Origin of the sequence: Shewanella donghaensis, from assembly GCF_007567505.1 — a bacterium.
Lineage (GTDB): Bacteria > Pseudomonadota > Gammaproteobacteria > Enterobacterales > Shewanellaceae > Shewanella > Shewanella donghaensis.
This window is the reverse complement of record NZ_CP041783.1, coordinates 4,691,332-4,705,201: the sequence shown is the minus strand read 5'-3', so window position 1 is coordinate 4,705,201 and position 13,870 is coordinate 4,691,332. Positions and strand designations below refer to the sequence as shown.

The following is a 13,870-nucleotide window of genomic DNA, read 5'->3' as shown; positions in this document are numbered from 1 at the left end:
AGATTTACAAAGTGGTTTAACTAAGTCATTGTGTAATAGAATAAAACGCAAATAAGTAAGGGCTAAGCTGATGATGCTTCAGGATGTTAAAACACTAAATGTGTTAGTGGTTGAAGACATTGAAAACATGCGGGTGACAATCGTAAAGATGCTCCTCAGTTTAGGCTTTAAAACTGTTTTTCAAGCTAAAAATGGTATTGAAGCGCTAAGCAACCTGCAAAATCATGACATTCATATGATTATATCGGATATCGGCATGCCTTTAATGGACGGTATGACTATGTTGACTCATATCCGTAAAAATAGAGAGTGGGACACTATTCCGATAATAATTATTTCCAGTGTCGTTAATCAAACAATGGTGACTAAAGCGATAAAGCTTGGGATTTCACAATATATTGTCAAACCTTTTTCGCAAAAAATTCTGTCCAGCAGAATACAAAAAGCACTTACCAACCCCATAAATATTTCACTACAACCAGAAAATGAAGCGACAAAAGTTGAAGAAACTAATGTCGAACAGAGCAAATTATCAATCTTGGTGGTCGATGATGTCCCGGAAAATATCCATATTATTACCAACACCTTAAAAGGTGATTACCTTCTTCGTGCTGCTACCTCAGGTAAACAAGCTCTTGATATTTGTTTTTCTAACACCCCACCAGACTTAGTGTTACTCGATATTATGATGCCTGAAATGGACGGTTTAGAGGTCATGAGAGCACTGAATGAAAATGTTAACTCACCGCTATTAAAGGTCATATTTTTGAGTGCCTTGTCCGAAAATGAAAACATCATTAAGGGACTAGAACTCGGTGCTGTAGATTACATTACCAAACCCATTAGCCCTGCAATATTAAAGGCTAGAGTATCAACTCATGCCAATATTATTCGCGCCCAACAAGCGAGTAATAATCAAATTGATTCAATGCTTGAAAGCATCAGGGTTCGAAATGATTTCGAGCGAATTATGCAGCATGATTTAAAGAATCAATTACTGGTTATCAACTCAACCACCAGCGATATTCGTAAAAACCTACGTAGCCCTGAAACTGTAAGTTATATGCTTAATGTCTTAGACAGTGGCACTCAACTGATTAATCAAATCATTGATAATATGGTTTTTATTCATCGTATTGAAGATGGTAATTATCAGTTTCAGCCCCTTAAAATAACGTTAAGTGAGGTGATTGAAACGGTGATTTCCGCCAATGCCATTACCATAAAAGAAAAACATTTAGAGATAAATACTGACATTGTTGACTCTGCAGTAGTTATGGCCGAATTAGCGTTAACCCACTCAATTATTAATAATCTGGTTCAAAATGCCCTGCAAGCAGCACCTAATGGTTCAGCAGTATCCATTGGTGTTCACCGAGACAAAGAATGGACCATGATTGACATCCATAATGCAGGGGTAGTCCCCATCAGTATTCAAGAAACCTTTTTCGAAAAATACTCTACTTTTGGTAAAAAAGGCGGTTCAGGCATGGGAACATACGCGGTTAAATTAATGACCGAAATACAACAAGGGCAAGTCAGCTTTATTACTAGCTCCGCTGATGGCACTACCTTAACGGTAAAATTACCATCAGCTGTGTAAATAGTAGTTGTTAGTAGTTGAGTCATTAATCAAGCACCAGCTATTTACCTCATCATAATATAGGGCTCTGATAAGGTGCTCTACCTATCATTATCTATAACCACCTAAACCGCTCACTGGATAACGTTTTACATTTAGCCAGTAGCAGCGATTTAACATCAAATAACATCACCATCCGAGTAAATGCTCATTCTACTTTTTTGTTCCACTATTCCTGCACAAGTTCTGCACTTTAAAGGCTTAACATCGAAGCTAATGACTTTCATTGAAACTAAGCATTAACATCAGGAGCTTAATATGTTCAATTTTCCTTATAATCCGTCAACAAGACTAACTAGGGTGCCATTTCGATATTTGCTACTTATTAGCTGCAGCGCGCTATTTTTATTATCGGGCTGTGGCAGTAGTGATGACAGCACAGAAACTGAAATTACTATTCCAGAAACAACAGAGCCTGAAGACGATACCGAAACCCCTACTGAAGATTATAGCGATACAGACTTTGAAGCGACCGATTGGACGGATGAAACTCACAGTAAAAGTGTCGATGCAAATTTTGATGAAGTGTTCAACGACAGCGAAGTCAAACGCCTGGATTTTGTCGTAACCGAAGACCGCTGGCAAATCATGCTAGATGACATGACAGATACCTACGGAACATTGGGTGCGATGACGCCGTCAAACGGTTTAATCGATACTGATGAGAATCCAGTAATGGTGCCCGCTGATGTTTATTATAATGGCAAGCAATGGTATCGCGTTGGCATCCGCTTTAAAGGAAACTCATCACTGCAAACCAGTTGGCAACAAGGCATTCTTAAACTGGCATTTAAACTCGATTTTGACGAATTTGAAGATAACTATCCTCAAATCGATAACCAACGCTTTTATGGATTCAAAAAGTTTAGCCTGAAAAATAACTTTGATGATGCGTCTATGTTACGAGAAAAAGTGGCTGCTGATGTATTTAAAAATGCGGGACTTGCTGTATCACACACTGGTTTTTATACCTTGTATGTTGATCATGGTGATGGCCCTGAATACTTTGGTTTATACACCTTAGTAGAAGAAATTGACGATACTGTCATTGATACACAGTTTTCAGATGATGACGGAAATCTTTACAAACCTGAAGACGATGGCGCAACCTTTGTCGCAGGGTCATTTAGCCAAGATAGCTTCGAGAAAAAAACCAATGAAGATGATGAAGATTGGTCTGATATTCTAGCATTATTCGATGCGTTACATGACGATACAGCAACGAGTAATCCACAAACATGGCGTACTAACCTTGAAGCCATATTTGATGTGGATGTATTCCTAAAATATTTAGCCATCAACGGTGTTATTCAAAACTGGGATACTTACGGTTTAATGCCGCACAATTATTACCTCTACAACAACCCTGAAACCTCAAAACTCACATGGATCCCTTGGGACAATAATGAAGCGTTACAAGATGGTAAAATGTCTGGCGCGTTAGAGCTGGATTTTTCCGATTTGGATACTGCAAGTTGGCCATTAATCGCTAAAATTTATGCTGACGAGACATACCGAACACGTTATAACCTGTATTTATCAGAAGTAATTAATGATGTGTATGAAACCAATACCATACAATCAACTTACAACAGCTACTCTGCGCTAATATCACCTTATGCCACGACAGAATTAGAGGGTTATTCATTCTTAAGTGACTCAGATGATTTCTATCGCGCAATTGATGAGCTCTATGACCATGCAGAAAGTAGAACTGAAGCTGTTGTGGATTATTTAGATGGGCAATAACATCACAAAAGTCTAGATAGAAATAGAAAACAGCGTTAAATTAGGCTCAAAATCAACAGTAATTGAAAAGTAATAAAAAAGGGGAGCCTATGGTTCCCCTTCCTTTCAGGCATTAACTACTTTCAGATAACAACGCCATATGCAGCATTTTTTGAATGGCTATATCTTGCTCAGCTTCAAACTGACAACCAAATTCTACTCCAGCGTCTAAAGATTTAAGGTTACATACTTTGGCATTGACTTCTAAAGGCGCTTCGTCTGTTGTATCAACGGCTAAACTGATAATCATATCTTCTTCTAAATCGCCAAAACCGCCTTCACTGGTTGCGATATGACAACCCGTTAGCGAAATATCGGTCATAACAGCTGAAAAGTCTTCATTATCATTACTGAGTATAGTGACTTTAGTGGCTAACTCAGTTTGAACTCGCTTAGTCGCCCGTAGATTATGAATCACCATACGATCTGGAAATTTGAGCACCATTATTTTAGACGGTGTATTCAATGTCTGCATGATGCTGCTTTGAAATGCAATCACAGATGCCTCATGGCCTTCTACTAACCCTCTAACTGTAATTTGAACATCTTTGACAATGTATTGGGCATAATTACCTAATTTACCAGCATCCGGGAATTGAATAAGTATGTATTGCTCAGGGAGGTAGCCAATGAATACGGTACGAAAGCGCCCTTTCTGACCCGCGGGAGTGACAATGTCAATGTTTATAGGGGTCCCAGCTAACAGAAATTTAAATTCTGACGATAAGCCTTCTTTAGTACTAACTTGTTTAGTTGCCATAGCCTACCGCTTATATTTCATATCCTAGATAAACCAAGCCTAGCAGAAAAACAGTGTGGCTACTGTAATATTTTTAACAACTACAGCAATGAGTTAACCATTATTAATTGTTATTCATCTACTTGATTTATATGTTTCAGCAGGACTATTGTAAATACGAAGTCTTTGGCTTGTTGAAGAGTCAAATCTACCGTTTCAGTTTTTGTAAAAACCTAAATCAGCAGTGTCTATAGTGACATAGCCAATTAGCTTACGCATCGGAGTGAACTCATGAGAAATTTAGAACTATTTAGTACCGCTTCTATCGATCATTTATTATGGTCAAACAAAGCCCAACCAACCCAGCTAGACTCTCCAGCATTAGATATTTTTACAGACTTTGATATCGCCAGACCCATTGTCGTTGATGTTTCAACCAGCGCGCTTGGCACGGCCAAAATAATGGAAAAGACCCATGCCTATATGAGGTTAGTGGTGGATAAAGATGATAAATTTGTTGGTGTCATCACAATGCAAGAGCTGTCACAACATCACTTATTAGTGAAAGCTAAAAAGATGGAAAACACTATTGATGAATTACTCGTCACTGACATGATGGTAAAAAGAGAAGATATACAAGCCTTAGATTATCAGCAAATTGCGACAGCAAAAGTCAGCGATGTGGTACGTATTCTAAAAGAGAATAATTTACACCATATGCTCGTCATCGATCACAAACAGCATCATATTCGCGGTTTAATTGCCGCAAGCGATCTAGCAAGAAAACTAAGTATCCCTATTGAAATCCACCAGCGTCCTTCATTTAGCGAAATATCAAAATCTGCGCATTGATAATCTAGTTAAGCCCATAGGCGACTTAGGATAAATAGCCAAATTTCAAACAAGTGAACGTTAACAATCACGGCAGTTAAGGGGGCACTAATAATAGTGCTATTGCCACATTAGCCTCAAACCACTTGATAATTAAAGTCGACACATAGGTTTCTTCCGCTATCTTTGGCTTTATACAGTGCAGTGTCAGCCTTTTCAATTAGCTCTCTTGCTGTTGTTATTGTTTGAGGAACAATAGTCGCAAACCCAACACTCAAGGTTACCATAGCATCAGATGCCTGGGGGTGTGACATGTTTAGATCAAAGACACTTTGTCTTACATCTTCAGCAAGTTGAGCAGAATCATCAAGCTCGCCATAACAAATTATGGCGAATTCTTCACCACCATAACGACAAACAACATCAGTGGAGCGGTGACAGGTTTGTGCAATACACTTAGCAACCTTAATCAAACATTGATCGCCTTGATAATGGCCTAAAAAATCGTTGTATAGTTTAAAACAATCAATATCACACATTATAAGGGTGACTTTTTGTTGTTCTCTGCGAGCGAGATTAATAATAAAATCGAGATGAGAATCAAACTCTCGGCGATTGTTTAATCCGGTTAAGCAATCTAATTTGGATAACTTAAATAAGGTTGTACTTATTCGCTCATATTCAATAATGCCAAATAGGATAATGGCTTTACCTGAATCATCTCTCAAAATTGCACGCGCCATACTTGTGAAATAAAACACTTCATCTAGTTTTGCATCATAGTAAGGAAAACGATTATGGAACTCTTCAATGTCACCATTCTTCAAGCTATGATATTCATCAAAAATTTGTTGTGATTTTTTAGCATCTTTCAATGCGATATTTTTATTGTAGTCTCCGGCAATAGGAAAGGTTTTTTCTACGCAATGATGGGTAAGCAATTTTTCTAAAGAAAACATTTCGCACATGCTTTGATTACAGTAGAAGGTGTCGCTGTCTTCCGACAAATCAATCAACCACCACGACAAACCGGAGAAGTTGAGTAGATCTTGATATAAGCGATAATATTTTTCGATACAGGTATTAGGAAAATTCATATTAATTAGCCACTCGCTTTAGCTAATTAGTTAGTCAATAAAAAGACTATTTCTCCTTTTAGCAAATTTGAATTTAGTTCTACTTGCAAAGAAGTATAGACCCTAAATATGGAAATCACCTCTTTAGGGCTTTAAGGCTAGCAAAGGATCTAACACATTAACGTAAAACAATTATTTTGCGATCCATTGATGGGTTAAATTGGGTTGATTGCTTAACATGTTGTGTAACAACAAATCGCTGTTGATATACTCAATGCCAGTCCATAAACGGACCTTAAATACATCACCTTCGTTAACAACCCCAACGCCTTTTGGTGTACCCGTCATAATGATATCGCCATCTTCTAAACTGATAAACTCAGCGACAGACTTCTTAATCGTTTCTGCGCTGTACATCATTAAATCACTATGACCAACTTGTATTACTTTGCCATTTATTGATAATTCAAAACACCAATGACTACTGGCTTTTTTATCTAATAAATTAAGCGGAATAAAGTCACTGAATACCGCAGACCCATTGAATGCTTTAGCACGTTCCCAGGGGAGCTGTTGCTGTTTTAGCAAAGATTGCATTGCACGTTTAGTTAAATCGAGTCCAATACCGACCGCTGAATACTCACCATCCTTAATCAAAAAACACAACTCAGTTTCATAATGAATAGGCTCTTGATGAAACGCGATTAGCTCTTCAGCAATTGCAGAGTTAGGTTTTAAAAATACCACCATATCGCTAGGCACTTCATTACCCAACTCTTTAATATGATCAACATAATTGCGACCTATACAGACGACTTTTGAAGGCGTAACTGCCGTTGTTGAGTTTTTTTCTGCAGGAGAGATTAACGAATTAATTTGATTAACGGTATTTAAGGCCACATTGATTCCTTTGGGATAACAAGCTGATTTCCTTTTGATAAAACAAACAGCTCAAATGTTCTAATAATTAAACGCTCAAATAATTAAGCGCTCTAATCATAATGTAAAAAGACACCCTAGCTTAGTCAATTTGTAAAAACTGCTCAAGTCACATGAGATTATGATGTCGTCACTCAAGTTAATGACAGACTATGGTGACCTATTGCTCCAGAAACGGAGTTAACAAATAGCCTAAAGATGGAAAGGTAACTATTTTGTGGCACAATTAGTGATAAATACAAAATAGGCAATGATATGTTTTCTCAACAAAGTTTTGATTTTTTAACCCTATTGGCAGATAACAACGATCGTGAATGGTTTAAACAAAACCAACAAACCTATGAAGATTTAGTTCGAACTCCGACACTTGAATTTATTGAGGCCATGCAAGGCCATATACTCAGCATATCGCCACGTTTAACCGCGGTACCTAAAAAAGTCGGTGGCAGTATGATGCGACCACAAAGAGATAGTCGGTTTAGTAAAGATAAAAGCCCATATAAACTCAATGTAGGTATCCAATTCAGACATTTTCAAGGCAAAGATGTCCATGCCCCAGGGCTTTATCTTCACTTAGCCAATGACGGCTGTTTCCTTGCTGCTGGAATTTGGCACCCAGAATCGAAACCATTGAATGCCATTCGTCATTGTATTGATGAGAACCCGAATGGTTATAAAAAAGCACTCTCCGATTTGGCAAATGCAGGCTTTGAATTATCGGGGGATAGCCTGATTAGACCGCCAAGGGGTTTTGATAAAGAACATCCATTGATTGACGAATTAAAACGCAAAGACTTTATTGCGATTAAACCCATTACGCTTGAACAGGTTTGTAGCGAAGAATTTGTAGAATATTGTGCAGCAGAATTTAAACAGGTCACCAGCCTGATGGGCTATTTATGTTTTGCATTAGACCTGGATTTTTAAGACTATTAAGCATAAACATCAATCATAAACATCAAAGATGACAGCGGCGATAGCAGTTGCAGCCGATGTCACTGTCACTGTCACTGTCACCAAGACTTATACTTTATTAATGAATAGCTATTTGAAGTTCATTCATTGAAAGTATTAGAGAAACTGATTAGAAAAAAGATTAGAAAAATCAGCAAAAATGCTCGTCTCTCATCGCTTTCCTTTTGATGTATTAAAGTTCAACAAACCTCAACAATATTAACCAATTGACTACCTTTATTGTGCTGTTTGGCTATATTTACTCTGTATAGTCATCTATATTAGTCGATATAGAAGATGAACCACAAACTCATATACCTTGCCCAATACCTTTAAATATATAGGTAATTATCTATGTATCTTTGACTTAAAAGGCTCACTGATGATGAAAGAATGCAGTTTTCAAGCGTCAAAAAAGCAATGCCTAACGGCACTTTCTTCAGCAATGCTCCTCGTCATACCATTCTCAGTTCTTAGTGCCCCAGCAAACGTAAAAACCGTAGTGAATAGATCTGAATCACCCAAATTTGGTGCAGAAGAATTATTACTACCTTATATTTTCAGCACTGACTCAATGGGAGTCAATATCGGTGTTGGCACCATGATCAGTGGTTATGGGCAAGAGCAGATGACGATTGGCGGTACCGTCTATGGTGGTGATGTCAGTTATGGTATTGGCGCAGGTGTGTGGAATTATAAACTACCAAAAACTGAGCGATTCTTTTTGAGTGTGCAAGGCTTTTTAGGCTATTACCCAGAGCAAAAAGCCTATGCCGGCGGTGGACTTGATTACATCCCTGCAAATACAGCTCTTCCAGGCAGTAATGACTCATCAAATGAAGACTTTTTACAAGCCGATGGCTCGTCAAACTGGTGGGATATAAAGCTAGAATACACTCTTCCCATAGGAGCAACTCGTGATAGTGGCGAAGTCACCTATGAGTTAACCCGTGGTTTACTGACTTCAGCACCCACAGGCGGAGAAATCTGGAACCCGCTAGAATCTGGGGCGACAGTGGCAATTTTAAGGCAATTTAATCGCTACGAAAGCTATGAGTTTGAAGATTCATTACTAGATGGAACCATTCACGCCGTTGAACTTGGTTTACTTTATGACAATACTGATTTTTCAGTCAACCCCAGTATGGGTAGCTCACAATATCTATCAATTTCCCATGATGCTGGTTGGTTTGATTCAGAAAATGAATGGACATTTATTCAATTCGAAGCCAGTAAGTACTTTTCATTTGGCAGTTCAGATTATGCTTCACAGCGTATCTTAGCACTCAATTTTTGGACTGGCTATTCACCCACTTGGGAGCTTGAATATAATAATCTCGGTGCCAGAAAAGTCGTCAATGGCGCACCTTATAGCGAAGGGGCGACACTCGGTGGGTTTTATCGTATGCGAGGTTATGACAATAAGCGCTTCCATGATAAAGCTTCAATATATGGCACGGCAGAATACCGCTACACCTTTAAAAATAACCCCATTGAAAACATCAACTGGCTTAAGTTTTTACGACTTGATTGGTTTCAACTTGTTGGCTTTGTTGAAGCCGGCAGAGTCGGTGAATCTTATACCGCTGATGAATTATTAACAGATTTAAAATTTGATTACGGTTTATCACTGCGGGCATTAACTGCTGGCATAGTGGTGAGACTTGATGTCGCTCAATCAGAAGAAGGCACAAATGCTTGGGTAATGGTTGACCACCCTTTTTAAAACGTTATTAAACTGATCCGAATTCCAGACTATATTAGAAACTTACTGAGAGTTCATAGCAAAATCACCAATTCGACATCATGGCGAAATACTTTTCATCGTTCTTCAAACAACTGATGATGACACTTGAGTTTATTTAACAGCTATTGATTTAACCGCTATGGCACTCATGGTAAACTGCAGCACAATTATCCCATTGTGCTGCAAAGCCAACCTGAGTGAGTCATGGACACAGTTAATCAACCCCATCTTCAAGCTAATACCCCCGCAGAAAAAAGAGCGTTTAGCTATTCTGCCACCATCAAAAAGTTATTCGATGAAGTATTAGATTCCAAAATGCCTGCTGATAGGATTGTTGCTAACTATTTCCGTGAACATAAAAAACATGGTTCGAAGGATCGCCGAGTGATCCGTGAAACCTTATTTGGATTATTTCGTTGGTGGGGCTGGTTAAAGCAATTAGGTTCTCAACATGAACAGCAAACCTGGTATCAAATGCTGAGCGCTTGTGCCTTGCTTGAGCAGCATCAGTGGCGACCGTTTGCTAATGGCTGGCAACACTTTGGTGACTTTACAGCAGAGCAAAATGAATACGCCAACAAAGTCATTGAAGCTGCGGAGTTACCCTCTTCATCCCCTTTGAGTGTCACTCAAAAAAATGCTCTTATTTGCCAATTATTTAATAGCATTGAATTCCAAGAATCCCAACTCCTGCCGGATTGGTTTTGGGATGTGTGTCCAATAGATAATGAAGCCAACAAAATACAATTAATTGAAGCAATGAGCAGCCGCCCACCAATATGGGCAAGAGCGCAAAGCATTAAAACTGAAACCGCAGTGGCCCAATTGCAAGCTGTCAGTATCGATGCGCAAGCAAGTGACTATTTTGCAGATGCATTAAGTCTGGGTAGTAAAAGTATTAATCTCAATGAGGTCACACTTTACAAGCAAGGCAACCTCGAGATACAAGATTTGGCATCACAAGTTATCGGTAATACGTGTCAGCCTAAAGCCAACGAGCAATGGTGGGATACCTGCAGCGGCGCAGGTGGTAAAACATTACAACTACGTTCACTGATGCTGCAAAATGCCGCTAGTGACACCAACGTAACTGGCAGCATCACTGCCTCAGATATTCGCTCAAAAGCCCTAGAAGAGCTTAAAAAGCGTGCTAGACGCGCAAACTTTGACAATATCACTGTTGCTCGCTGGAAAAGTGATGATTTGCCTGTAACCAAAGAACACTTTGATGGCGTACTCGTTGACGCACCATGTAGCTGCACTGGCACATGGCGAAGAAATCCTGATATGCGCTGGATTGATGATAGAAGCTGTGTTGACAATAAACCTGCACTGCAATTAGATATTCTCACCCGCAGTTCAAAAGCGGTAAAATCTGGCGGAAGACTAGTTTACGCCACTTGTTCATTATCAACACTTGAGAATGAACAAGTCGTTCAGCAGTTTTTACAACAAAATACCGATTTTAAATTAGTGATGAGCGAACATCCATTCACTAAAAAACAGCACCAACATGTCACGGTTTGGCCATATGAAGCGAATAGTGATGGTATGTATGTGGCGAGAATGATCAAGAAAAATTAGTTTGAATTATATATTAACCATTTATAAAAAGGCCTTTGCAATTAATTGCAAAGGCCTTTTTTGAAGCTAGAATGTATGTATTAAGTTACAGAGCAAAAAGATAACTAACTTATGGCTTGTACTGCATCGGCAATAGATTGTGCTTGAGCTTGAGTCATCTCAGTATCAGTAGACTCAACCATTACACGAATCAATGGTTCCGTGCCAGATTTACGCAGAAGTACACGGCCATTATCCCCCATAAGTACCTCAGCCGCTTTGACTGCTTGCTGGACAGCTTCAGAAGCAATGATTTCATCTGCATTATTAGCACTTAGGCGAACATTAATAAGTACTTGAGGAAGTTTGGTCATGCCTGATTTAACTTCTGCTAAACTTTTACCTGACTCAATAATTGCATCAAGCACTTGCAATGACGCCACAATACCATCACCTGTGGTGGTATGTTTTAGGCTTAAGATATGGCCAGAACCTTCACCGCCAAGCATCCAACCGGTTTCTTTTAACTGCTCAACAACATAACGGTCGCCAACTTTAGCGCGTATAAACGGAATACCCATTTCTTTTAATGCCAATTCTAAACCAAGGTTTGACATTAAGGTGCCAACAACGCCGCCGTCTAACTCACCAGCACTTTGAAAAGCTTGCGCTAAAATAAAGATGATTTCATCACCATCAATAACATGGCCATTATGATCAACAAACATCACGCGATCTGCATCACCATCTAAGGCAATGCCTAAGTCAGCTTCATGCACCATAACTGCAGTTTGTAAACTATCAAGGTGTGTTGCACCACAGCGTTCATTAATGTTCAGACCATCAGGTTTATCATTGATACTTATCACTTCTGCACCAAGCTCGGCATAAACTTCTTTAGCGATATGGTAAGCCGCGCCATTTGCTGAATCGACAACGATTTTTAATCCAGCAAGCGATTTATTCTTATCGAAAGTTCCCTTACAAAACTCGATATATCGACCAGCAGCATCGCTAATGCGGCGAACTTTACCAAGCTTAGCGGAATCAACACATTTCATTGCATCATGGTTTATTGCTTGATCAAGTAACTGTTCAATTTCTAATTCTTGGGCATCATTAAGCTTAGTGCCTGAATTTGAAAAAAGCTTTATACCGTTGTCATAAAAAGGATTGTGAGATGCACTAATCACCACACCCGCATCAGCTCTAAAAGTAGAGGTTAAATACGCAATCGCAGGTGTAGGCATAGGGCCGACTAAAGCACAATTAATACCAGCAGCAGAAAATCCTGCTTGCATGGCTGTTTCTAACATGTAGCCACTAATACGAGTATCTTTACCAATAATCACTTCTTTGGTGCCTGCCGACGCTAAAACCGTTCCTGCAGCCCAACCTAATTTCATAGCAAAAGAGGGGTTAATCGGAAACTCACCCACCTTCCCACGCACACCATCGGTGCCAAAATACTTACGAGACATAACTTCTCCGATAAACCAAATATTAATTTGGCAAATAATATAACGCTTTTATGGGGAATAATTATATATGAAAAACAAACAGCATGTTCAAGCAAAGTTGAATACTAATGAAAAACCAGAGTTTCTTTATGTACTATAAAAACAAAAAAACCAACTTTTTAGAAGTTGGTTTTATTGAAAAATAAAAATTAAACTAAATTTTTAATGATCTCAGCAAAATCATTCCCAAGCTTAGCATCACGAAGTCCATACTCCACAAACGCCTTCATATAACCTAGTTTATCTCCACAATCGTGTGATTTACCCGTCATATTGAACGCTTCGACGGTATCTTGTTCAATTAGCATATCAATAGCATCTGTTAACTGAATTTCGTCACCTGCGCCTGGTGGTGTTTTGGCTAACAAAGCCCATATTTTTTCAGATAGCACATAACGACCAACAACGGCTAAATTTGATGGTGCAGCTCCAATGGCTGGTTTTTCTATCATCGCTATAATTTTAGCGGATTCACCAGGTGCGATGTCATCACCATTACAATCGGCGATACCATACTTATTTACTTCTTGATCAGGTACTGGTGAAACCATAATTTGACTTGCAAAGCTAGTACGATAACGAGCTATCATCGCCGCTAAATTGTCATTTTTTTGATCTGCAGTATATTCATCCAAAATAACATCAGGAAGCACCACAGCAAATGGCTCATTCCCTATACAAGACTTAGCACATAGCACTGCATGGCCCAACCCTTTAGCTTCGCCCTGGCGGACACTAATAACCGAAACATCTTTAGGACAAATAGACTGTACTTCTTCTAATAACTGACGTTTTACACGTTTTTCAAGTGTTGACTCAAGCTCATAAGACTTATCAAAATGGTTTTCAATAGCATTTTTACTAGCATGGGTAACGAGTACAATTTCTTTAACGCCAGCAGCAACACATTCATTGACGATATATTGAATAAGTGGCTTGTCGACAATAGGTAACATCTCTTTTGGAATCGCTTTGGTCGCGGGTAACATCCTAGTGCCAAGCCCTGCGACAGGAATCACTACTTTCATAAAAATCCTTGTTTTAATTTTTATCACTAAACTCAACAAAAAT

The 13,870-nt window shown here is 38.9% G+C and carries 11 protein-coding genes; 6 read left to right on the top strand and 5 right to left on the bottom strand.

The window, feature by feature from the left end; translation table 11 throughout:
• Nucleotides 1–70 precede the first annotated feature (70 nt).
• Together FPK91_RS20055 and FPK91_RS20050 are read left to right on the top strand one after the other, a co-directional pair.
• The gene (locus FPK91_RS20055; protein ID WP_144213749.1) at nt 71–1,603 is read left to right on the top strand and encodes an ATP-binding response regulator; all 1,533 of its coding nucleotides are present in this window, start codon (nt 71–73) and stop codon (nt 1,601–1,603) included.
• A gap of 297 nt (nt 1,604–1,900) precedes the next feature.
• Nucleotides 1,901–3,391: a CotH kinase family protein gene (locus FPK91_RS20050; RefSeq protein ID WP_144213747.1), complete on the top strand. Its 1,491-nt coding sequence runs from the start codon at nt 1,901–1,903 to the stop codon at nt 3,389–3,391.
• Between the two features lie 112 nt (nt 3,392–3,503).
• Here the strand turns inward: FPK91_RS20050 and FPK91_RS20045 are convergent, their stop codons facing one another.
• A complete protein-coding gene (locus FPK91_RS20045; protein ID WP_144213745.1) occupies nt 3,504–4,190 on the bottom strand; it encodes a flagellar brake protein in 687 nt (228 codons plus the stop codon).
• A gap of 270 nt (nt 4,191–4,460) precedes the next feature.
• Here FPK91_RS20045 and FPK91_RS20040 point away from each other — a divergent pair, with 270 nt between their 5' ends.
• Entirely contained in the window at nt 4,461–5,021 is a 561-nt protein-coding gene (locus FPK91_RS20040) for a CBS domain-containing protein (RefSeq protein ID WP_144213743.1), read from the top strand.
• 116 nt (nt 5,022–5,137) lie between these two features.
• On the opposite strand, the gene FPK91_RS20035 is transcribed toward FPK91_RS20040, so the two are convergent.
• Nucleotides 5,138–6,097, bottom strand: coding sequence for a diguanylate cyclase (locus FPK91_RS20035; RefSeq protein WP_144213741.1), 960 nt, complete (start codon nt 6,095–6,097; stop codon nt 5,138–5,140).
• A 171-nt stretch (nt 6,098–6,268) separates the two neighbouring features.
• A complete protein-coding gene (locus tag FPK91_RS20030; protein WP_144214622.1) occupies nt 6,269–6,940 on the bottom strand; it encodes a fumarylacetoacetate hydrolase family protein in 672 nt (223 codons plus the stop codon).
• Between the two features lie 330 nt (nt 6,941–7,270).
• On the opposite strand from FPK91_RS20030, the gene FPK91_RS20025 reads away from it, so the two are divergent.
• The 3 genes from FPK91_RS20025 to FPK91_RS20015 all read left to right on the top strand — a co-directional run bounded on the left by FPK91_RS20025 (nt 7,271) and on the right by FPK91_RS20015 (nt 11,300).
• Nucleotides 7,271–7,942 (top strand): DUF2461 domain-containing protein, encoded by a 672-nt coding sequence (locus FPK91_RS20025; protein WP_144213739.1) that lies wholly within the window; start codon nt 7,271–7,273, stop codon nt 7,940–7,942.
• A gap of 409 nt (nt 7,943–8,351) precedes the next feature.
• Entirely contained in the window at nt 8,352–9,695 is a 1,344-nt protein-coding gene (locus FPK91_RS20020; RefSeq protein WP_227006634.1) for a BamA/TamA family outer membrane protein, read from the top strand.
• 225 nt (nt 9,696–9,920) lie between these two features.
• Nucleotides 9,921–11,300: an RsmB/NOP family class I SAM-dependent RNA methyltransferase gene (locus tag FPK91_RS20015; protein WP_144213737.1), complete on the top strand. Its 1,380-nt coding sequence runs from the start codon at nt 9,921–9,923 to the stop codon at nt 11,298–11,300.
• Nucleotides 11,301–11,404: 104 nt separating this feature from the next.
• On the opposite strand, the gene glmM is transcribed toward FPK91_RS20015, so the two are convergent.
• Together glmM and galU are read right to left on the bottom strand one after the other, a co-directional pair.
• Nucleotides 11,405–12,760 (bottom strand): phosphoglucosamine mutase, encoded by a 1,356-nt coding sequence (glmM, locus tag FPK91_RS20010; RefSeq protein WP_144213736.1) that lies wholly within the window; start codon nt 12,758–12,760, stop codon nt 11,405–11,407.
• Nucleotides 12,761–12,948: 188 nt separating this feature from the next.
• Complete coding sequence (gene galU / locus FPK91_RS20005; protein ID WP_144213734.1) at nt 12,949–13,827, bottom strand: UTP--glucose-1-phosphate uridylyltransferase GalU; 879 nt, start codon at nt 13,825–13,827, stop codon at nt 12,949–12,951.
• Nucleotides 13,828–13,870 lie beyond the last annotated feature (43 nt).

Bases quoted from the DNA above. Each gene is read 5' to 3' on its own strand.
- FPK91_RS20055 (WP_144213749.1), top strand. From the start codon at position 71: ATGATGCTTCAGGATGTTAAAACACTAAATGTGTTAGTGGTTGAAGAC.
- FPK91_RS20050 (WP_144213747.1), top strand. From the start codon at position 1,901: ATGTTCAATTTTCCTTATAATCCGTCAACAAGACTAACTAGGGTGCCA.
- FPK91_RS20045 (WP_144213745.1), bottom strand. From the start codon at position 4,190: ATGGCAACTAAACAAGTTAGTACTAAAGAAGGCTTATCGTCAGAATTT.
- FPK91_RS20040 (WP_144213743.1), top strand. From the start codon at position 4,461: ATGAGAAATTTAGAACTATTTAGTACCGCTTCTATCGATCATTTATTA.
- FPK91_RS20035 (WP_144213741.1), bottom strand. From the start codon at position 6,097: ATGAATTTTCCTAATACCTGTATCGAAAAATATTATCGCTTATATCAA.
- FPK91_RS20025 (WP_144213739.1), top strand. From the start codon at position 7,271: ATGTTTTCTCAACAAAGTTTTGATTTTTTAACCCTATTGGCAGATAAC.
- FPK91_RS20020 (WP_227006634.1), top strand. From the start codon at position 8,352: ATGATGAAAGAATGCAGTTTTCAAGCGTCAAAAAAGCAATGCCTAACG.
- FPK91_RS20015 (WP_144213737.1), top strand. From the start codon at position 9,921: ATGGACACAGTTAATCAACCCCATCTTCAAGCTAATACCCCCGCAGAA.
- glmM (WP_144213736.1), bottom strand. From the start codon at position 12,760: ATGTCTCGTAAGTATTTTGGCACCGATGGTGTGCGTGGGAAGGTGGGT.
- galU (WP_144213734.1), bottom strand. From the start codon at position 13,827: ATGAAAGTAGTGATTCCTGTCGCAGGGCTTGGCACTAGGATGTTACCC.